This is a genomic window from Streptomyces sp. NPDC004284, from assembly GCF_042874035.1.
In the GTDB taxonomy this organism is placed as follows: Bacteria; Actinomycetota; Actinomycetes; order Streptomycetales; family Streptomycetaceae; genus Streptomyces.
In genome coordinates, this window is record NZ_JBIAMJ010000001.1 from 198,048 (window position 1) to 216,800 (window position 18,753).

18 protein-coding genes are annotated in these 18,753 nt (G+C 73.7%); 13 read left to right on the forward strand and 5 right to left on the reverse strand.

The features are described 5' to 3' along the window. Window positions 1-111: 111 nt before the first annotated feature. Window positions 112-1,704 carry a DUF6350 family protein gene (locus tag ACFYUS_RS00940; RefSeq protein WP_388844209.1) on the forward strand — a complete coding sequence of 531 codons (1,593 nt, stop codon included), beginning with the start codon at window positions 112-114 and terminating at the stop codon, window positions 1,702-1,704. A 25-nt stretch (window positions 1,705-1,729) separates the two neighbouring features. On the opposite strand, the gene ACFYUS_RS00945 is transcribed toward ACFYUS_RS00940, so the two are convergent. Continuing rightward, window positions 1,730-2,449, reverse strand: a complete 720-nt coding sequence (locus tag ACFYUS_RS00945; protein WP_388844211.1) for a hypothetical protein — start codon at window positions 2,447-2,449, stop codon at window positions 1,730-1,732. Window positions 2,450-2,669: 220 nt separating this feature from the next. On the opposite strand from ACFYUS_RS00945, the gene purN reads away from it, so the two are divergent. The 3 genes from purN (at window position 2,670) to ACFYUS_RS00960 (ending at window position 6,421) form a co-directional block, all read left to right on the forward strand. After that, entirely contained in the window at window positions 2,670-3,299 is a 630-nt protein-coding gene (purN, locus tag ACFYUS_RS00950; RefSeq protein WP_388844213.1) for a phosphoribosylglycinamide formyltransferase, read from the forward strand. Further along, on the forward strand, window positions 3,274-4,839 hold the full coding sequence (purH, locus tag ACFYUS_RS00955) for a bifunctional phosphoribosylaminoimidazolecarboxamide formyltransferase/IMP cyclohydrolase (protein ID WP_388844215.1): 1,566 nt from the start codon (window positions 3,274-3,276) through the stop codon (window positions 4,837-4,839). The genes purN and purH overlap by 26 nt, the downstream gene beginning before the upstream one ends. A 106-nt stretch (window positions 4,840-4,945) precedes the next feature. Then, window positions 4,946-6,421 carry a DUF2079 domain-containing protein gene (locus ACFYUS_RS00960; protein ID WP_388844217.1) on the forward strand — a complete coding sequence of 492 codons (1,476 nt, stop codon included), beginning with the start codon at window positions 4,946-4,948 and terminating at the stop codon, window positions 6,419-6,421. 107 nt (window positions 6,422-6,528) lie between these two features. Here ACFYUS_RS00960 and ACFYUS_RS00965 read toward each other — a convergent pair whose 3' ends face one another. Continuing rightward, the gene (locus ACFYUS_RS00965) at window positions 6,529-7,254 is read right to left on the reverse strand and encodes an RDD family protein (RefSeq protein ID WP_388844219.1); all 726 of its coding nucleotides are present in this window, start codon (window positions 7,252-7,254) and stop codon (window positions 6,529-6,531) included. A 237-nt stretch (window positions 7,255-7,491) separates the two neighbouring features. Between ACFYUS_RS00965 and ACFYUS_RS00970 the strand changes: the two genes are divergently transcribed. The 6 genes from ACFYUS_RS00970 (at window position 7,492) to ACFYUS_RS00995 (ending at window position 13,542) form a co-directional block, all read left to right on the forward strand. Then, window positions 7,492-8,352, forward strand: a complete 861-nt coding sequence (locus ACFYUS_RS00970; protein WP_388844221.1) for a bifunctional methylenetetrahydrofolate dehydrogenase/methenyltetrahydrofolate cyclohydrolase — start codon at window positions 7,492-7,494, stop codon at window positions 8,350-8,352. Then, entirely contained in the window at window positions 8,294-8,818 is a 525-nt protein-coding gene (locus tag ACFYUS_RS00975; RefSeq protein ID WP_388844223.1) for a DUF3017 domain-containing protein, read from the forward strand. Before ACFYUS_RS00970 ends, ACFYUS_RS00975 begins: the two co-directional genes overlap by 59 nt. 363 nt (window positions 8,819-9,181) lie before the next feature. Further along, entirely contained in the window at window positions 9,182-10,171 is a 990-nt protein-coding gene (locus ACFYUS_RS00980; RefSeq protein WP_388844225.1) for a malate dehydrogenase, read from the forward strand. A gap of 288 nt (window positions 10,172-10,459) precedes the next feature. Continuing rightward, window positions 10,460-12,301: a hypothetical protein gene (locus ACFYUS_RS00985; RefSeq protein ID WP_388844227.1), complete on the forward strand. Its 1,842-nt coding sequence runs from the start codon at window positions 10,460-10,462 to the stop codon at window positions 12,299-12,301. Continuing rightward, on the forward strand, window positions 12,294-12,659 hold the full coding sequence (locus tag ACFYUS_RS00990; RefSeq protein WP_388844229.1) for a hypothetical protein: 366 nt from the start codon (window positions 12,294-12,296) through the stop codon (window positions 12,657-12,659). Before ACFYUS_RS00985 ends, ACFYUS_RS00990 begins: the two co-directional genes overlap by 8 nt. 85 nt (window positions 12,660-12,744) lie before the next feature. Further along, a complete protein-coding gene (locus ACFYUS_RS00995; protein ID WP_388844231.1) occupies window positions 12,745-13,542 on the forward strand; it encodes a hypothetical protein in 798 nt (265 codons plus the stop codon). Between the two features lie 22 nt (window positions 13,543-13,564). Here the strand turns inward: ACFYUS_RS00995 and ACFYUS_RS01000 are convergent, their stop codons facing one another. Then, complete coding sequence (locus ACFYUS_RS01000) at window positions 13,565-14,299, reverse strand: isocitrate lyase/phosphoenolpyruvate mutase family protein (protein ID WP_388844233.1); 735 nt, start codon at window positions 14,297-14,299, stop codon at window positions 13,565-13,567. Further along, on the reverse strand, window positions 14,296-14,796 hold the full coding sequence (locus ACFYUS_RS01005) for a carboxymuconolactone decarboxylase family protein (protein WP_388844235.1): 501 nt from the start codon (window positions 14,794-14,796) through the stop codon (window positions 14,296-14,298). The genes ACFYUS_RS01000 and ACFYUS_RS01005 overlap by 4 nt, the downstream gene beginning before the upstream one ends. 47 nt (window positions 14,797-14,843) lie before the next feature. Between ACFYUS_RS01005 and ACFYUS_RS01010 the strand changes: the two genes are divergently transcribed. Continuing rightward, window positions 14,844-16,268, forward strand: a complete 1,425-nt coding sequence (locus tag ACFYUS_RS01010; protein ID WP_388844237.1) for a PLP-dependent aminotransferase family protein — start codon at window positions 14,844-14,846, stop codon at window positions 16,266-16,268. Window positions 16,269-16,283: 15 nt separating this feature from the next. Here ACFYUS_RS01010 and ACFYUS_RS01015 read toward each other — a convergent pair whose 3' ends face one another. Beyond that, window positions 16,284-17,123: a hypothetical protein gene (locus ACFYUS_RS01015; protein WP_388844239.1), complete on the reverse strand. Its 840-nt coding sequence runs from the start codon at window positions 17,121-17,123 to the stop codon at window positions 16,284-16,286. A gap of 123 nt (window positions 17,124-17,246) precedes the next feature. Between ACFYUS_RS01015 and ACFYUS_RS01020 the strand changes: the two genes are divergently transcribed. After that, window positions 17,247-17,552 (forward strand): hypothetical protein, encoded by a 306-nt coding sequence (locus ACFYUS_RS01020; RefSeq protein WP_388844241.1) that lies wholly within the window; start codon window positions 17,247-17,249, stop codon window positions 17,550-17,552. A gap of 15 nt (window positions 17,553-17,567) precedes the next feature. Further along, complete coding sequence (locus ACFYUS_RS01025; RefSeq protein ID WP_388844242.1) at window positions 17,568-18,752, forward strand: glutathionylspermidine synthase family protein; 1,185 nt, start codon at window positions 17,568-17,570, stop codon at window positions 18,750-18,752. The last annotated feature ends 1 nt before the right edge of the window (window position 18,753 follow it).

Below are 18,753 nucleotides of genomic sequence, written 5' to 3' on the forward strand. Positions count from 1 at the left end.
ACCTCCCGCAGAGCTGCTCTGGGCGGAAAAGTACATAAACGTATCTTGAGCGACACAACGGAGGTTTGCCTGTTACGCGGGAAAAGCGCGTGTCGTTGGGAGCATGGCCCCGTGACCCATGTGACCGAGCACCCCCTGGTCCAGGGCGGCCGTTCCGCCGCGCTCGCCACCGCCTGCGTCCGGGGCGGGGTCGCCGCCGGACTCGGTCTCGGCGCCCTCGCGGTCCTGGTGGTCGCGGCCTGGATCAGCTCCCCGTACTCCGACGGCGGCCCCGTCGGCGCCCTGCACGTCGCCGCCGGGATCTGGCTGCTCGCGCACGGCGTGGACCTGGTCCGTACGGACACCCTGTCCGGCCTGCCCGCGCCCCTCGGCATCGTCCCGATGCTCCTCGTCGCCCTGCCCGTCTGGCTCGTCCACCGGGCCGCCCGCGACACCCTCGACCCGGGGGGCGACGGGGACCGGCCGCGCCCCTCCCCGGGCGGCGCCGTCGCCGCCGTCGCGGGGGGATACCTGCTGGTCGCGGCCGCCGTCGTGGTCTACAGCGAGAGCGGCCCGCTGCCCGCCGACCTGATCACGGCCGGACTGTGGCTGCCCGCCGTCGTGACCGGCGCGGCGGGCGCGGGCGTGTGGACGGCGCTCGGCCGCCCGCTCCCCGGACGGCGGCGGGCCGCCGCCCTGCGCGCCGCGGGGCTCGGGCTCGTCACGCTGCTCGGCGGCGGCGCCGTGGCCGCGGCGGTCTCCCTCGCCTGGCACGCGGGCCGCGCGCAGGCCTCCCTCACGGGCCTCGCGGGGGAGTGGTCCGGCCGGGTGACGGTCCTGCTGCTCGTCCTGGCGCTGCTGCCGAACATGGCCGTCTGGGGAGCGGCGTACGGCCTCGGCCCCGGCTTCACCCTCGGCACGGGGGCCCTCGCGACCCCGCTGGGCCTCGTCGGCGACCCGGCCCTGCCGCCCTTCCCGCTCCTCGCCGCCCTGCCCACCGAGGGGCGCGGCACCTGGGTCCACTGGGCGACCGCCGCGGCCCCGCTGGCCGCCGCCCTGGTCCTGGGCCATCGCGTGGGCCGCGCGGCGCGGAGCTGGGCGGCCCGGGACGCGGCCCTGACGGCGCTCGGTGCGGCCTGGGGGTACGGGGCTGCCGTCGCCGTCCTCGCGGGTGCGGCGGGCGGCCCGCTCGGCACCGGCCGGCTCTCGGCGTTCGGCCCGGTGTGGTGGCAGGCGGGCGCGGCGGCGGTGCTGTGGGGGGTCTGCGTGGGGGCGCCGGCGGCGCTGGGGGTGCGGGCCTGGGGTCGCAGGGTCCCGCGCTCCGAGAAGTCCCGGCCCGCCCCGGTGTCCGCGCCCGGCCGCCTGGCGGCGGTCGGGGCGGCCGTGAGCGCGGCGGTCGGAGCCGTCGGGGCGGTGGTCGGGGTGCCCGCCGAGGCCCCTCCGGGCGCCACGGAGGGCCGTCCGGAGGCCACCGCGCCGGAAGCCCCCGCAGCCTCGGAGGCCCCAGCAACCTCAGCAGCCTCGGCGGCTCCGGAGGCCGCCGCCGGCCGGGGCCCCGGCGGCCCCCCGTACACCGATGGGCACACCGGCCCGATCACCGGCTCGGACGTCGGCCCGATGACCGGTCCGAACGCCGGCCCCTTCGCCGACCCCGGATACGAGCCGTACGACTACCTCCCGGCGGCCTGGGAACCCGCCCCGCCGCCACCACCCCCCGCCGAATGACGCGGGCCGGCCACTGCCGTACCGGCTACTCCCGCACCCCGAAGCCCGCGCGCAGCGGCTTCGGCAGGAGGTCGTTGCAGGCCAGTTCGCCCGCGTGGGTCAGGGCGTCGTCGCGGCACTCGTAGAAGTCGCGGTAGACGACCTGCATGGTGAAGCCGACCGCGACGATCATCAGGGCCAGGCTCGCGGCGACGAGGCCGCTGATCGCCGCCGTCCGCATCGAGCGGAGCGGGGCGGTCGCGGCGGACGCCCCCGCCGGCTGCCCCTCGGAGGGGGCCGCCGGGGGAGAGGGCTGTGATGTCGGCGACACTTCCCCCGCCGGCTTCGGCTTGGCGCGCAGCGAGCTGATCGCCCAGTAGAGGCCGAGGGCGCCGAGCAGCAGCGCCAGTTCCGGGATGCCGAAGATCGCGAAGAAGAAGCCCCACATGCCCGAGAGGATCGCGTACCGCGCACGCCGCTGCGCCGGGTCCGTCGGGTCCCAGCGGAGCCCCGGGCCGCGCCCGCCCTGCCCCGGGCCGCCCTCCGGTCCGCCCTGGCCGCCTCCCTGGCGCTCCGGTCCCCGGCCGAAGCCGTCCTGGGAGGGGCCCGGCTGGCGGGGGCTCCAGCGGCCGTCGGACGGCCCCGAGGAGCCGGACGCGTCGTCGTCCGAGCCCTCCGGCCGCCGCGGCTGCCACGGCTGATCCGGCCGGCCCTCGGGCGGCGGCGCGAACGGGTTGTTGTCGTCCGTGGACTGGCGTTCCGGCATCTGCTGAACGTCTTCCCTCTGTCGTCGTGACCGCGGCCGCATCCACGGCCCCTGCTGGCGTCGGACCCTGACGCTACCGTCCGGTCCCGCCCCCGTCCCGTGGGGGCCGTCCCGTGTGCCGGTATCGTTGCTGACGGTCGGGCCATTCGTAGGGTTCCCCGTATCGAGGGGCACGATTCGTTCGTACGACCGCACAAACACCACGGAAAGAGTGACCCCAGTGGCTGCCGCTCGCCTCGTCGTCCTGGTCTCCGGGTCCGGTACGAATCTGCAGGCCCTCCTCGACGCCATCGCCGCCGACCCCGAGGGGTACGGCGCCGAGATCGTCGCGGTCGGCGCCGACCGCGAGTCCATCGTCGGCCTGGAGCGCGCCGAGCGCGCCGGTCTGCCGACCTTCGTGTGCAAGGTGAAGGACCACGCGACCCGCGAGGAGTGGGACCGCGCGCTGACCGAGGCCACCGCGGCGTACGAGCCGGACCTCGTCGTCTCGGCCGGTTTCATGAAGATCGTCGGCAAGGAGTTCCTCGCCCGCTTCGGCGGCCGGGTCGTCAACACCCACCCGGCGCTCCTCCCCAGTTTTCCCGGTGCCCACGGGGTGCGTGACGCCCTCGCCTACGGCGCGAAGGTCACCGGGTGCACCGTCCACTTCGTCGACGACGGCGTCGACACCGGCCCGATCATCGCCCAGGGCGTGGTCGAGGTGCGGGAGTCGGACGATGAAGCCGCGCTCCACGAGCGCATCAAGGAAGTCGAGCGCTCTCTGCTCGTCGACGTCGTGGGGCGCCTCGCCCGGCACGGCTACCGCATTGAGGGACGAAAGGTTCATGTCGGTGAACACGGACACCGTTAAGCCCATCCGCCGCGCGCTGGTCAGCGTCTACGACAAGACGGGGCTCGAGGAGCTGGCCCGCGGTCTGCACGAGGCCGGTGTCGAGCTCGTCTCCACCGGTTCCACCGCCGGGAAGATCGCCGCCGCCGGGGTGCCCGTCACCAAGGTCGAGGAGCTGACCGGCTTCCCCGAGTGCCTCGACGGCCGCGTCAAGACCCTCCACCCGCGCGTGCACGCCGGCATCCTCGCCGACCTGCGCCTGGAGTCGCACCGCGCGCAGCTCGCCGAGCTCGGCGTGGAGCCCTTCGACCTCGTCGTGGTGAACCTCTACCCGTTCCGCGAGACGGTCGCCTCCGGCGCCACCCCGGACGAGTGCGTCGAGCAGATCGACATCGGCGGCCCGTCGATGGTCCGCGCCGCCGCCAAGAACCACCCGTCGGTCGCGATCGTCACCAGCCCGGAGCGGTACGCCGACGTGCTCTCCGCCGTCCAGGCCGGCGGCTTCGACCTGACCGCCCGCAAGCGGCTCGCCGCCGAGGCCTTCCAGCACACCGCCGCGTACGACGTGGCCGTGGCCTCCTGGTTCGCCGACGACTACGCCGCCGCCGACGACTCCGGCTTCCCGGACTTCCTGGGCGCCACGTACGCGCGCAAGAACGTCCTGCGCTACGGCGAGAACCCGCACCAGGGCGCCGCTCTCTACGTCGACGGCACGGGCGGCCTCGCCGAGGCCGAGCAGCTGCACGGCAAGGAGATGTCGTACAACAACTTCACGGACACCGACGCCGCGCGCCGGGCCGCGTACGACCACACCGAGCCCTGCGTCGCGATCATCAAGCACGCCAACCCGTGCGGCATCGCGGTCGGCGCCGACGTCGCCGAGGCCCACCGCAAGGCGCACGCCTGCGACCCGCTGTCCGCGTTCGGCGGCGTCATCGCCGTCAACCGCCCGGTCTCCGTCGCGATGGCCGAGCAGGTCGCGGAGATCTTCACCGAGGTCATCGTCGCCCCCGGCTACGAGGACGGCGCGGTCGAGATCCTCGCCAAGAAGAAGAACATCCGCGTCCTGAAGGCCGAGGGCGCCCCGGCCAACCCGGTCGAGGTCAAGCCGATCGACGGCGGCGCCCTCCTCCAGGTCACCGACCGCCTCCAGGCCGAGGGCGACGACCCGGCGAACTGGACCCTCGCCACCGGCGAGGCCCTCTCCGCCGAGGAGCTCGCCGAGCTCGCCTTCGCCTGGAAGGCCTGCCGCGCGGTCAAGTCCAACGCGATCCTGCTCGCCAAGGACGGCGCCTCGGTCGGCGTCGGCATGGGCCAGGTCAACCGCGTCGACTCCGCCAAGCTCGCCGTCGAGCGCGCGGGCGAGGAGCGGGCGCGCGGTTCGTACGCCGCCTCCGACGCCTTCTTCCCCTTCCCCGACGGCCTGGAGATCCTCACGGCCGCCGGCGTCAAGGCGGTCGTCCAGCCGGGCGGCTCGGTCCGCGACGAGCTCGTCGTCGAGGCCGCGAAGAACGCGGGCGTGACGATGTACTTCACGGGCACGCGCCACTTCTTCCACTGACGGTAGGCACCCCGTAGCGGCCCGTCGGCACCCCACCGGTGCCGGCGGGCCGCTCCCGTTCCGTCACTCCTGCGACAGGTCCGCCGAACGGGTGGACTCTGGTCTAATGGGTTGGCTCTTTTGTCGGCCGCCGGTAGTGGGGGACGTGGTGTTGGACGTACTGAACAGGCCCGCTGCCGAGAGCATCGAAGCGGAGCCGTCCGACGGCCCCTCCCCGGCCCCGCTCCGGCCGTACCTGATCCTCGCGGGCGTCCTCTGCGGCCTGTACTTCCTGTACTCCTGGGTGCAGTACGCGCACTTCCGGACGCCCTCCTGGGACCTCGGGATCTTCGGGCAGTCGGTCCGGGCGTACGCCGAGTTCCGGGCGCCCCTCGTCGACATCAAGGGCCCCGGCTTCCCCATACTCGGCGACCACTTCAGCCCCGTCACCGCGCTCCTCGCGCCGCTCTACTGGATCTGGCCCTCGCCGGTCTCCCTGCTCCTCGGGCAGGCGGCGCTCTTCGCCGCCTCGGCCGTCGTCGTCGGCCGCACCACCCAGCAGGTCCTCGGCAGCCGCGCCGCCGGCATCGGCCTGACGGTCGCGTACGGCCTGTCCTGGGGGCTCCAGGAGGCCGTCAAGTCCGACTTCCACGAGATCGCCTTCGCCGTCCCGCTGCTCGCCCTGACCTGCCGGGCGCTGCTCCTCGGGCGCTGGACCGCGGCCGCCGCCTGGTCCGCCCCGCTCGTCCTGGTCAAGGAGGACATGGGGCTGACCGTCGCCATGGTCGGCGTGGTCCTCTTCCTGAAGGGGCGGAGGAAGCTGGGCGCGGCCCTGGCCGGCTTCGGCGTGGCGGCCTTCGCGCTGACGGTCCTCGTCCTGATCCCGGCGGCGAGCAAGCTCGGCCAGTACGACTACTGGGCGAAGATAGAGAAGACCGGCACGGGCGCCGACACCTCCTTCGGGCAGGTCGTCGCCGACGCCCTCGGCTCGGGCGAGCGGTGGGAGATGGTGTTCTACCTCTTCGCGATCACCGGCTTCCTCGCCCTGCGCTCCCCGCTGGCCCTGCTGGTCCTGCCGACCCTGGGCTGGCGCTTCCTCTCCCAGGACCCCAACCACTGGGGCATGCACTGGCACTACAGCGCGATCCTGATGCCGGTCGTCTTCCTGGCCCTCGTGGACGGCGTCCGCTCGGTCCGCACCTCGCCGCGCGCCTGGCTCGTCTCGTACGGGAAGGTCGTGGTCCCGGTCGCCGTGGCCGTCTCCCTGACCCTCGCCGCGAACCTGCCGCTCCGGGAGCTGCTGAAGTCGGAGACGTACCGGACGGACACCCGGACCACGGAGGCGCGGGCGGCGGTCGACGCGGTGCCGGAGGGGGCGAGCGTCGAGGCGGACGTCTCGCTCCTCGCCCACCTGACGGCGGACCACCGGGTCTACTGGGTGGGCACGTCGAAGGGGGCCACCCCGGACTACCTCGCCTTCGACCTGCGCGGCTGGGGGCAGCAGGTGTCGGATCCGGCGCAGCTGGCCGCGCAGTTGCACCCGGAGGCGCGGTACGAGATCACGTACCGCTCGGACGGCTTCGCGGTCCTGAAGAGGCAGTGAACTTCGCGGTCCTGAAGAGGCAGTGAGACGGCCGCGGGCCGCCCGGTGGTGAACCGGACGGCCCGCGGAACGGCAGGGCGTCTGCCGAAGCGTTACTTCGTGGAGCGTTACTTCTTGACGACGAGCGTGCCGGCGGCACGGTCGTGCCAGCCCTGCGTCTTGCCGGTGTTGTCGAAGAACGGCGACAGGTAGACCAGGATCTGGCCGATGCCGCAGAGGATCGCGCCGACCATCGGGATGATCCAGCGGATGAAGCCGCCGCCGAGACCCGGCTTGCCGCCCGTGGTCTCCTTGACGACGCGCAGGCCCAGGGCCATCTTGCCGAGCGTGGCGCCGACGAAGGCGATCATCAGCCACTCGTAGAGCATGGTGGCGAGGAACAGCAGGAAGAGCACGCCGAAGAAGGCGGCGAGGATGCCACCGGCCGCGGCGGCCTGGTCGTTGATGCAGTCGCTGTACGCCGTGGTGCCCGGGTCCAGGCTCGTGCAGTCGTCGATGCTCTTGGACGCGCCCACCACACCGGCCAGGCCGATGGCCGACAGGATCCAGTACACGACGCCGATGGCGACACCGTCGATCAGGCGCGCGGCGAACCGCAGACCCATCGAGGCGACCTGCACGGTGCCGAGACCGTGCACGCTGATGTAGCCGTTGTTGGCCTGGAGGGTGCCCGGAGCCTGGGGGTACGCGCCCGGCTGCTGCTGCGGGTAGCCGTAGCCCTGCTGCGGCGGAACGCCCTGCGGGGTCTGCTGCGGGTAGCCGTAACCGGGCTGGCCCTGCGGGGGCTGCTGGGGCTGCTGGCCGTACGGGTTGTTCGGGTCACCGAAGCTCATGTGGGGCTTTCCTCCGTTGCGGGGACGACGCGGTCACGCGGAGGAAACATGGTCGTTCTGCGGTGCGCCCCCCGGCAGTGCCCGCGGCACTGTTCGGCCCCCATCGTCATAAGTGGCGCATAAGTTTGTCCAGCCGGAATGCAGATGTGTTGTAGGACAGCAACGCGCCGCCGCCGGTTCCGGGCCCGGAGACGCCCGGATTGGAACATGTGCGGGGTCATCCGGGAGGATGGCGGCATGAGCGCCCAGATTCTCGATGGCAAGGCCACCGCAGCCGCGATCAAGTCCGATCTGACCGTCCGTGTGGCGGCCCTCAAGGAGAAGGGCATCGCGCCCGGCCTCGGAACGATCCTGGTCGGAGACGACCCGGCCAGCCAGAAGTACGTCGCCGGAAAGCACCGCGACTGCGCGGAGGTCGGCCTCGCCTCCATCCAGCGCACCCTGCCGGGCACCGCCACCCAGGAGGAGATCGAGGCGGTCGTGCGGGAGCTCAACGAGGACCCGGCCTGCACCGGTTACATCGTCCAGCTGCCGCTGCCCAAGGGCATCGACGAGAACCGCATCCTGGAGCTGATGGATCCGGCCAAGGACGCGGACGGCCTGCACCCGACCAATCTCGGCCGTCTCGTCCTCAACGAGCCCGCCCCGCTGCCCTGCACGCCGAACGGCATCGTCACCCTGCTCCGCGCCCACGGCGTGGAGATCAACGGCGCCGAGGTCGTGGTCGTCGGACGCGGCGTCACCATCGGGCGCCCGATGCCGCTCATCCTGACCCGCCGCTCCGAGAACGCCACCGTGACCCAGTGCCACACCGGCACCCGGGACCTCTCGGCGCACCTGCGCAACGCCGACATCATCGTCGCGGCGGCCGGCGTGCCCCACCTCATCAAGCCGGAGGACGTGAAGCCGGGCGCGGCCGTCCTCGACGTCGGCGTCTCCCGCAACGGCGAGGGCAAGATCGTCGGCGACGTGGACCCGGGCGTCACCGAGGTGGCCGGCTGGATCTCCCCGAACCCCGGCGGCGTCGGCCCGATGACCCGTGCGCAGCTCCTCGTCAACGTCGTCGAGGCCGCCGAGCGCGCGGCCGCGGCGCTCTGACGTGACCTCCGGGACGCCGGGGGCGCCGGGCCCGGACGAGGCGCCGGGCGCGACGGACGCCGGGGCGGCGGTCAGCCCGCGCAAGCGGCTCACCACCGACACCGCGCCCCCCGAGGGCGGGCGCCGGGCGGCCCCCGGCGACGCGCCGGCCCCCGCCCGCCAGTGGCCGCTGCTCACCGTCCTCGTGCTCGCCGGGCTCGGCCTGCTCGTGGTGGGGACGGACCCCTTCGCGGAGTCCTTCCGGGTCGGGACGATCCTGGTCGGGGCCGCGCTCCTCGCGGGCGCCGTGATGCGCCGGGTGGTGCCGTCCGTCGGCATGCTGGCCGTCCGCTCCCGCTTCACGGACGTGATCACGTACGGGGTGATGGGCGGCCTGATCGTGCTGTTCGCGCTCATGGTGCAGCCGGGGCCGTGGCTGCGGATCCCGTTCCTGGAGGACGTACTCCACCTCACGGTGACGACGTAGCCCCTCCGGCTCTCGTGGTGCGGCGCCCGCCCTCTCCCCCGTGGGAGGGCGGGCGCCGTCGTGATCAAGGGTCATGTACGCGCCAGGTCGGTTCAAGCTCCGTCGGCGCGCTGTGGCACGGAGGTGACCATTCCGCTATCTCGCGCCACACGCGCCGGAAGCCACCCTCGGCTCCGCGCGCGCCGGGACCTCCCCGGACGGGTGGCAGTGAGCCGGACCACAAGGGGGTGGCGATTCGCGGGGCCCCGGGTCGGATAGCCTGATCGCTGGATATCTCTTCATGTCGAGACACCGATCGATCAAGAGAGCTATCCCGCACCAGGGGCAGGGACCCCCACCGCCAGCTGTCTTACGGAGATCGCCATGACCCGCACTCCCGTGAATGTCACCGTGACCGGCGCGGCCGGCCAGATCGGCTACGCGCTGCTCTTCCGGATCGCCTCGGGCCACCTGCTCGGCGCGGACGTGCCGGTCAAGCTCCGCCTCCTCGAGATCCCGCAGGGCGTCAAGGCCGCCGAGGGCACCGCCATGGAGCTCGACGACTGCGCCTTCCCGCTGCTCAAGGGCATCGACATCTTCGACGACCCGAACAAGGGCTTCGAGGGTGCCAACATCGGCCTGCTCGTGGGCGCCCGCCCGCGCGGCCCGGGCATGGAGCGCGGTGACCTGCTCGCCGCCAACGGCGGCATCTTCAAGCCGCAGGGCGAGGCCATCGCCGCGCACGCCGCGGACGACATCAAGGTCCTCGTCGTCGGCAACCCGGCCAACACCAACGCCCTGATCGCCCAGTCGGCCGCCAAGGGCGTCCCGGCCGAGCGCTTCACCGCGATGACCCGCCTGGACCACAACCGCGCCCTGACGCAGCTGGCCCAGAAGACCGGCTCCTCGGTCACGGACATCAAGCGCCTCACCATCTGGGGCAACCACTCCGCGACGCAGTACCCGGACATCTTCCACGCGGAGATCGCCGGCAAGAACGCCGCCGAGGCCGTCAACGACGAGGCGTGGCTGGCCGACACGTTCATCCCGACCGTCGCCAAGCGCGGCGCCGCGATCATCGACGCCCGTGGCGCCTCCTCCGCCGCCTCCGCCGCGAACGCCGCCATCGACCACGTCTACACCTGGGTCAACGGCACCGCCGAGGGCGACTGGACCTCCATGGGCGTCCCGTCCGACGGCTCCTACGGCGTCCCGGAGGGCCTGATCTCCTCCTTCCCCGTCACCTGCAAGGACGGCAAGTACGAGATCGTCCAGGGCCTGGAGATCAACGACTTCTCCCGCGCCCGCATCGACGCCTCCGTCCAGGAGCTCGTCGAGGAGCGCGACGCGGTCCGCGAGCTCGGCCTCATCTGAGCCCACGCGTCCGACGGACGGAGGCCGTCGCGGCTTCCCGAAGCCCGCGAGGCCCCTTCTCGGGGCCGAGCGGTGCGAGGGGAGCGTCGAGAAGGGGTGCGCGACGCGGTTCGCGAGCTCGGCCTCATCCGAAGCTGATCAGCCGGCGCTGATTCCGGCTTCATGTTCCCGGCGTCCCCGGGCCGTACGACCGACCGTACGGCCCGGGGGCGCCGTTTTCCGTGCCGACACGGAACCCCGACCTCCTCTATGCTGTCCCACCGGTTCCCGGCCAACTGGGCCGAAACCATGGACAGTTCCACGCACATCGGGGGAGTTTTGGCGCAGTCGTTCGTACCCCAACAGCCCGGTCACCCGCCGAGCACACCGCCCGGCGGGCAGCCCGCCGTCGACCCGCGCCGTTTACCGGCCGCCAGCGAGGCGACCCGGCTGCTCTGCGCCGGCACGTACGTCGACGGCGGATTCCGTGACGCGGTCATCGACCAGCTGTACGTCCACGAGGAGCGCTTCACCGCCCCCTCCCTCGGCTTCGACGCGAGCCGCGTCCTCGCCCACGCGATGCGCGCCCGTCGCGTCGAACTCGCCTGGGCCGCCGGCATCCTGGCCCTCTGGATCGTCGCGATCCCCCTCACCAAGGGCCTGGTCGTCCTCCTCCTCGCGCCCTTCCTGCTGCTGGGCATCGCCCGCTGGGTGCGCGGCCCGGCCACCACCGCGGCCACTGCGGTCTACCGCCTCGTCCCCGCGTTCCTGCTGCGCTGGTACGGGCGGCTCACGCTCCTCCAGGCCGCGCTGTTCCTCCTCGCCGTCGTGACCGGCTCCGACGGGTCCGGCGGGTCGGGCGGATACGACGGGTACGACGGGTACGACGGATACGGCGAGTCCGGGGGCTTCTTCGACGACATCTCCACGGCGGGCGACGCCTTCTCCGCGATCGGCCTCGTCGCCCAGGAGGCGTGGGGCGTCGGCAAGCTGGAAGTCTGGATCACCATCATCGTGCCGCTCCTCGTGGCCTGGGCGGTGGCCGTCCAGCGCGGCCAGTTCGCCCGCGCGCTCACCCAGGAGCTGTCCCGCGAGCGCTTCCCCGACCAGCGCTCCGACCCGGCCGAGCAGGCCGAGGGCCCCCGCTTCCGCCGGCTGCGCGACCGGATCCGCGTCGAGCAGCACTCCCGGCTGATCATGTACGGCGCCGAGGACCCGTTCTGCGGCGCCGGCTCCCCGTACGAGCCCTGGTCGCTCTCCATCGAGCTGCGCCCCCGCAAGAACCTCGAGGGCAAGGCGCCCGAACCGCTCGACAACAGCGCCGTCCTGCGGCACGTCGTCCCGCTCCTGGAGGCGCTCCGCGTGCCCTCCCCGCACGGCTCACCGCAGCTCCAGGCCGCCGTACGGGACCGGCTGCGCGAGCTGGAGATCGACGAGGTCGTCTTCCTGCCCGTCGACGGACTGCCGGAGCGCGCGGCCGCCCCGTACACCCCCGAGGCCTTCGAGGCGCACCGCTCGGGCTCCATCGAGGAGGGCGGCGAGTCCCGCCGCCACTTCCTCCGCGTCCGGGTCGGCGGCTGGGGCGAGGAGATCGTCACCACCGTCTTCGTCCGGGTCCACACCCAGGGCGGCATGCTGATGCTGGAGGTCGCCCCGCACGTCCTGCGGCCCGTGAAGCCGCTCTACCGGTACGCCGACCGGGTCGCCCACCGCTACCTGCGCAACCACCACTTCGGCAAGGCCGTCTGGGCGCTCGGCCGGACCCCGCGCTCGGCCGGCGACTCCCTCGCCACGCTCTGGCGCGCGCTCGGCCACCTGTGGCGGGTGCTCACCGGCGGCCACGCCCACGCGCTGCCCGAGGGTCCGTGGGCCTCCGTCCGCCAGCTCGGCTCCGACGACGAGGCCTCCCTCTTCCAGGAGATGGACGTCAGCCGCTACCTCAAGAGCGTGCAGGACCGGGTCGCCAACGGCGTGACGGTCGCGCTCCGCGAAGCGGGCTACGAGACCGCCGAGTTCGAGCAGAAGATCGTTCACGTCGCCGAGGGCGGCACGTTCATCGAGAACACCAAGGGGAACGTCACCGTCGGCAACAACAACACGGTGACCAGCAAGACCTTCACCACTTCGACGACCGGAGGCGACCGTGGCTGACCACACGAACGGCATTCACGTCACCAACACCAGCGGCAACGTCACCATCGGCGACAACAACACCGTCACCAACACCGTGAACGGCGCCCAGCCCGCCCGCGACCCCCAGCACGAGGAGCTGCTCCAGGCCATCCTCCGGCTCCGCTCCGACCTGGCGGGCTTCGTCCCCTCCGAGCAGACGGCCGCCCTCGACGCCGAACTCTCCGACGCCGAGGACGAGATCGAGGGCACCGGCCGCGCGGGCGGCGGCCGTCTGGCCTCCCTGCGCCGCGCCCTCGCGGACGCCGGCGCGGTGACCGGGATGCTCGCCTCCGGCGTGGCCGTGGGGCAGGCCGTCGGCGCCCTGCTCGGAGGATGAGATGAGCGGGGCCCGCTGGAACGACGAGACGCAGAGCTGGGAGGCGGGGGGAGCGGGGCCGGCTCCCTCCTCGGGCGGGAGCCCCGTGGCTCCTCCTCCGCCGCCCCCTCCGCAGTACAGCCCGCAGTACGGCCCGGGGCACGATCCGCAGTACGTCCCCGAGTCGGGCGGCTGGCAGTACCCCGCGCCGCCCCTCCCGGCGCCCCGGCCCCGCTCGCGGGCCGCGCTGGCGGCCGGAGTGGCGGTGGCCGTCCTCGCGGCCGGATCCGTGGGCGCCTGGGCGGTCTGGGGCGGCGGGAAGGACGGGAAGGACCCGGTGGCGGGCCCGCCGGCCTCGGTCTCGGCCCCGACGTCCGAGTCCGAGTCCCCGTCCCCGTCCTCCGAACTCCCCTCGGAGTCCCCCTCCGACACGTCGGCGCCCATGGACGACATGCCCCCGCCCGGCTACCACGGAGTCGAGGACCCCCAGGGCTTCACGATCGCCGTCCCCGAGGGCTGGAACCGCACCGAGTCCGACCAGGGCGTCTTCTACAACGCCCCGGACGGCCAGAGCCTCGTCCAGGTCTTCGTCGTCCACGAGGCGGGCCTGACGCCGTACGACGCCCTGCGCGGCGCCTCCGAGGACGGCCGGACCAACAAGCCCGGCTACGAGGAGCTCAGCCTCGAACGGGTCACCGGCGAGCCGGGCGCCCCCGCCGACTCCGCCGAACTCGTCTACGCCTACGACCGCGAGGGCGGCCGCCGCAAGGTCGTCGACCGCGCCTTCACCGGCGCGGACGGCAACCACTACGCGATCCTGGCGGCGGGCCCGGAGACGGCCTGGCCCAAGCAGCGCGAGGTCCTCCGGGTGGCGCTGGACCACTTCGCCCCGGGCGCACACTGAGGCTCGCCCGCACGGGCCGGGGTCAGAAGGCCCCGGCCCCCCGGAGGGCCGTCGCCAGGACCGTCACGTCCCGGAGCGCCCGCCCCAGCAGCCCGTCCCCGAACGTGACCCGACTCGCGCCGAGCCGTCCGAGCTCCGAGAAGGACGGGCCGCCGGGCACGGCGAGGGCGTTGACGGGGAGGTCGCCGAGGGCGGCGCGGAGGGCCGGGAGGTCGGCGGGCGGGGCGGCGATCGGGTAGACGCAGTCCGCGCCGGCCGAGGCGTAGAGCCGGGCACGGGTGACGGCCTCTTCCAGAGGGTCGGCCGACGGGCGGATGTACACGTCGACGCGCGCGTTGAGGAAGAGCGAGGGGCCGGCCGCGGCCCGGACCTCGGCCAGCCAGTCCGCGTGGGCCCGCGGGTCCTTGAGGGCGCGGTCGGGGCCGCTGTCCTCCAGGTTGACGCCGACGGCGCCGGACTCCCGTACGCGCTCCACGAGTTCGGCGGGCGGGAGGCCGTAGCCGCCCTCCAGGTCCGCGGTGACGGGGACGGAGACGGAGCGGACGATCCGCGCGACGGCGGCGAACATCTCCGCCGCGGGGGTCGCCCCGTCCTCGTACCCGAGGGAGGCGGCGATCCCGGCGCTGGGCGTGGCGAGCGCGGGGAACCCGGCCGCCTCGAAGGCGCGGGCGCTGGCCGCGTCCCACGGGCCGGGCAGCACGAGCGGGGCGTCCGCCGGCAGGTCGTGGTGGAGGGCCCGCAGGGCCGAGGCGCTCACGCGGGGCGGGGGGTGTAGTGGCCGGGCACCATGCGGGTGGTGACGCCGATCCGGTTCCAGGCGTTGATCGTGACGATCGCGGCGATGACCCGGGCGAGCCCGGTCTCGTCGAAGTGCGCGGCGGCCCGGGCGTACACCTCGTCGGGGACGGAGCCGTCGGTGAGGACGGTGACGGCCTCGGTCAGCGCGAGCGCCGCGAGCTCCCGCTCGGTGTAGAAGTGCCGGGACTCCTCCCAGGCGGAGAGCTGCACGATCCGCTCCACGCTCTCGCCCTCGGCCAGCGCGTCCTTGCTGTGCATGTCGATGCAGAAGGCGCAGCGGTTGATCTGCGAGGCCCGGAGCTTGATCAGGTGGTACAGGGTCGGGTCGATGTCCTTCGCGGCCGCCGCCTCGAGCCGGACCATCGCCCGGTAGAACTCGGGGAGGTGCTCGGGGAGGGACATCCGGGGCGCGTGCTCGTGGGCGTACGCGGTCTGCTCTGTCTCTACCGTCGTCATGCCGTCCACCGTACGAAGCCGATGGCTCAGCTGTATGGTCCATTTCCATGGCGAACGACTGGGCCACTTTCGGGTCCGACCTCCACCTGGAACTCCGCGGCCCCCGGCTCCGCGCGGGCCTCATGGACGCCCTGCGGGAGGCGGTCCGCAGCGGGCGCCTGGAAGCCGGGACCCGGCTGCCGTCCTCCCGGCAGCTCGCCGCCGACCTCGGCATGGCCCGCAACACCGTCGCCGACGCCTACGCCGAACTGGTCGCCGAGGGCTGGCTCACCGCCCGGCAGGGCTCCGGGACCCGCGTCGCCCGCCGGACCGCGCCCCGCCCGCCGGCGCCGTCCCCGCCGTCCCCGCCGTCCTCGTCGTCCGCCGCGGTCCGGGGCCGGCCCGCCGCGCCCGTGCACAACCTGAGGTCCGGCACCCCCGACCTCGCCTCCTTCCCCCGCGCCGACTGGCTCAAGGCGTACCGCCGGGCGCTCACCGACGCCCCCAACGAGGCCTTCGGGTACGGCGATCCGCACGGCAGGCCCGAACTGCGCGCCGCGCTCGCCGAGTACCTCGCCCGCGCCCGGGGCGTGCACGCCCGGCCCGGGCGGATCGTCGTCTGCGCGGGCTTCGTGCACGGCCTGACGCTGATCGGCCAGGTGCTGCGGGCCCGGGGGGTGCGGGACGTGGCCGTCGAGTCGTACGGGCTCGGGCTCCACGACGAGCTGCTCAGGAGCGCCGGACTGGGCACCCCCGTCCTGGCCTTCGACGAACGCGGCACGAGGACCGATGAGTTGAACGGTCTCGGCGGGTGCGGGGCGGTCCTGATGACGGCCGCCCACCAGTACCCGCTGGGCGGCGCCCTGCCCCCGGACCGGCGGGCGGCGGTCGTCGACTGGGCGCGGGCCTCCGGCGGCTTCGTCCTGGAGGACGACTACGACGGGGAGTTCCGCTACGACCGGCAGCCCGTGGGGGCGCTCCAAGGACTCGACCCCGAGCGCGTCGTCTACTTCGGCACCGCGAGCAAGTCCCTCGCGCCCGGACTCCGCCTCGCCTGGATGGTCCTGCCGGGGGACCTGGCGGAGGAGGTCGCGGCGGCGAAGGGGGCCGTGGACTGGTCGTCGAGCGCGCCGGACCAGCTGGCGTTCGCGGAGTTCCTGCGCTCGGGGGCGTACGACCGGCACGTACGGGCGATGCGGCTGCGCTACCGGCGCCGCCGCGACCAGCTGGTGGCGGCCGTCGCCGCGCACTCGCCGGAGACCCGGGTCAGCGGGATCGCGGCCGGCCTCCACGCCGTCCTGACCCTCCCGCCCGGCACCGAACAGGCCACCCTGCGGGCCGCCGCCTGGCGCGGTCTCGACGTCCACGGCGTCAACCGGTTCCGCCGCCCCACGGTGCCCCCCACCCTCGACGGCCTCGTCGTCGGCTACGCCACACCCCCGGACAGCGGCTGGCAGGGCGCCCTCCAAGCGCTGTGCGGGGTGCTGCCGTAACCCGGGGGAGGGGGGTCACGGGGCCGCCACCGGCTCCGGCGCCGGGGCTTCGCCGAAGCGGGCCAGGGTCAGCGAGCCCGCCACCGCCACGGCGAAGCCGACGATCGCCAGCCAGCCGAAGCCGTCCCGCGTGCGGTCGCCGAGCCAGGCCACCCCGACGATCGCCGGGCCGACCGTCTCGCCGAGCACCGCGCCCGCCGTCGCCGTGGTCACCGAGCCGCGCTGGAAAGCCGAGGTCAGCAGCATGAACGCGGCCCCGCCGCCGACGAGGAGCGCGTAGAGGGCGGGGTCGGTGAAGTGGATTCCGTCGAGCAGCCGGACCGCGATCTCCACCACCCCGAAGCCGATCCCCGCCCCGAGGCCGAGGACGAGCGCCCGGGACCGCTCCGGCAGCCGGCCCGCCGCGACGCCGAGCAGCAGGACCCCGAAGGAGACCACGAGGAGCACCCAGTCCAGCACCTCGGAAGTCTCCTGGTGCCCCTCCTTGCCGGAGGCGAGCGCCAGCATCGCGAGCCCCGCGCAGACCGCGGCCACGGCCCCCCACTCCACCCGGCTCAGCCGTGCCCGCAGCACCCGGGAGGCGATGACCGCCGTGACCGCCAGGCTCGCGGCGAGGGCCGCGCCCACCACGTAGATGGGGAGCGTCCGCAACGCCACGATCTGGAGCGCGAAGCCCAGACCGTCCGCCCCGAGGCCGGCGAGATAGCGCCACTGCTGCAGGGCCCGCCACATCAGCGCGATGTCGACGCCGCCGCCCGTCCCCGGCTCGGCGGCCCGCGCCGCCATCGCCTGGAGGACCGAGGCGGCGCCGAAGCAGACGGACGAGGCCAGCGCGCAAATCATCCCAAGAAGCACGAAGCGACTCTAGGCCGTGAGGCCGGAAAACACCGGCCTACACTGTGCGGTCGCGACGGTGGCGGTCGTGAGGGCGGCGGTCGCGACGGTGGCGGTCGTGACGGCGAAGGGGAGGCGACGGAGATGCGCAGGCTGAGGTCGAGCACGGTGGTGCTCGGCGGGATGGGTGTGCTCGCGGCGACGATCACCGCGTGCGGTGCGGAGCCGGACAGGCGCTGTGTGGACCCGCTGACCCGGGAGGAGCTGCCCAGCTACCGCTGCGAGAGCGGCGGCGGCAGCGACGACGACAACGGCGGCAGCAGCACCCGCGGCTCGTACTACTACGGCGGCTCCGTCCGCGACAGGAAGGTCAGCGGCGGCAGCTTCGACAAGACCGCCGTCGACACCGGCGGCTTCGGCTGCTCCCACTCCGGTTCCGGCGGCGGCTGAGGCGGGCACGGCACCATGGAACGCCACACCATCGAGCCCCGGCCCGGCTGGCAGGAGACGGTCGAGGAGCAGGGGCTCGTCTACCCCCTGACCCGCCACCCCGACGGCTCGCTGCGCCCGTACTGGGACGAGAGCGCGTACTACTCCTTCTCGCTGCCCGAGGTCGAGGCCCTGGAGGAGGTCGTCGAGGAGCTGCACGCCCTGTGCCTGGGGGCGGCCGCGCACATCGTCGAGCAGGACCGTTTCGCCGAGCTCGGGATCACCGACCCGAAGCTGGCCGGCCTGGTCGCCGAGTCCTGGCGGCGACGGGACGAACTCCCCTCCCTGTACGGCCGCTTCGACCTGCGCTACGACGGCACGGGCCCGGCCAAGATGCTGGAGTACAACGCCGACACCCCGACCTCGCTCGTGGAGGCCGCGAGCCCGCAGTGGTTCTGGATGGAGGAACGGTTCCCCGGCGCCGACCAGTGGAACTCCCTCCACGAGCGGCTCGTCGACGCCTGGAGGCGCCAGGCCCACCTGCTCCCGCCCGGCCCCCTGCACTTCGCCCACTCGGACGGCGACGAGCTCGGCGAGGACCTGATGACGGTCGCGTACCTGCGGGAGACCGCCCAGCAGGCCGGGCTCGACACCGAGATGCTCTCCGTCGAGCGGATCGGCTGGGACCGGCTCTCGCGCCGCTTCGTCGACGACCGGCTCCGCTTCATCCGCAGCTGCTTCAAGCTCTACCCGTGGGAGTGGCTGACCACCGACCGCTTCGGCCGGCACGTCCTGGACACCCTCGACAACGGCGGCGGCACCGGCACCACCTGCTGGATCGAACCCGCCTGGAAGATGCTGCTCTCCAACAAGGCGCTCCTCGCGATCCTGTGGGAGCTGAACCCGGGCCACCCCAACCTGCTGCCCGCCCACCTCGACGGGCCGCGCGAACTCGCCTCGACGACCGGCTGGGTCGCCAAGCCGCTGCTCGGCCGCGAGGGCGCGGGCGTCACCCTGCACGAGGCCGGCACGGAGCCCTTCGTACGGGACGGGGAGGCCTGCTGCTACCAGGAGCTGGCCCCGCTGCCCGACTTCGACGGCAACCGGGTGGTGCTCGGCGCGTGGGTCGTCGAGGACGAGGCGGCGGGGCTCGGCATCCGGGAGTCGGCGGGCCTCGTCACCGACGAGTACGCCCGCTTCCTGCCGCATGTGATCCTCTAGG

Coding starts and splice junctions, on each gene's coding strand:
- ACFYUS_RS01025 (WP_388844242.1), top strand. CDS start 17,568: ATGGAACGCCACACCATCGAGCCCCGGCCCGGCTGGCAGGAGACGGTC.
- ACFYUS_RS01020 (WP_388844241.1), top strand. CDS start 17,247: ATGCGCAGGCTGAGGTCGAGCACGGTGGTGCTCGGCGGGATGGGTGTG.
- ACFYUS_RS00960 (WP_388844217.1), top strand. CDS start 4,946: ATGGGTTGGCTCTTTTGTCGGCCGCCGGTAGTGGGGGACGTGGTGTTG.
- purH (WP_388844215.1), top strand. CDS start 3,274: ATGTCGGTGAACACGGACACCGTTAAGCCCATCCGCCGCGCGCTGGTC.
- ACFYUS_RS00985 (WP_388844227.1), top strand. CDS start 10,460: ATGGACAGTTCCACGCACATCGGGGGAGTTTTGGCGCAGTCGTTCGTA.
- ACFYUS_RS00970 (WP_388844221.1), top strand. CDS start 7,492: ATGAGCGCCCAGATTCTCGATGGCAAGGCCACCGCAGCCGCGATCAAG.
- ACFYUS_RS00980 (WP_388844225.1), top strand. CDS start 9,182: ATGACCCGCACTCCCGTGAATGTCACCGTGACCGGCGCGGCCGGCCAG.
- ACFYUS_RS01010 (WP_388844237.1), top strand. CDS start 14,844: ATGGCGAACGACTGGGCCACTTTCGGGTCCGACCTCCACCTGGAACTC.
- ACFYUS_RS01005 (WP_388844235.1), bottom strand. CDS start 14,796: ATGACGACGGTAGAGACAGAGCAGACCGCGTACGCCCACGAGCACGCG.
- ACFYUS_RS00965 (WP_388844219.1), bottom strand. CDS start 7,254: ATGAGCTTCGGTGACCCGAACAACCCGTACGGCCAGCAGCCCCAGCAG.
- ACFYUS_RS00945 (WP_388844211.1), bottom strand. CDS start 2,449: ATGCCGGAACGCCAGTCCACGGACGACAACAACCCGTTCGCGCCGCCG.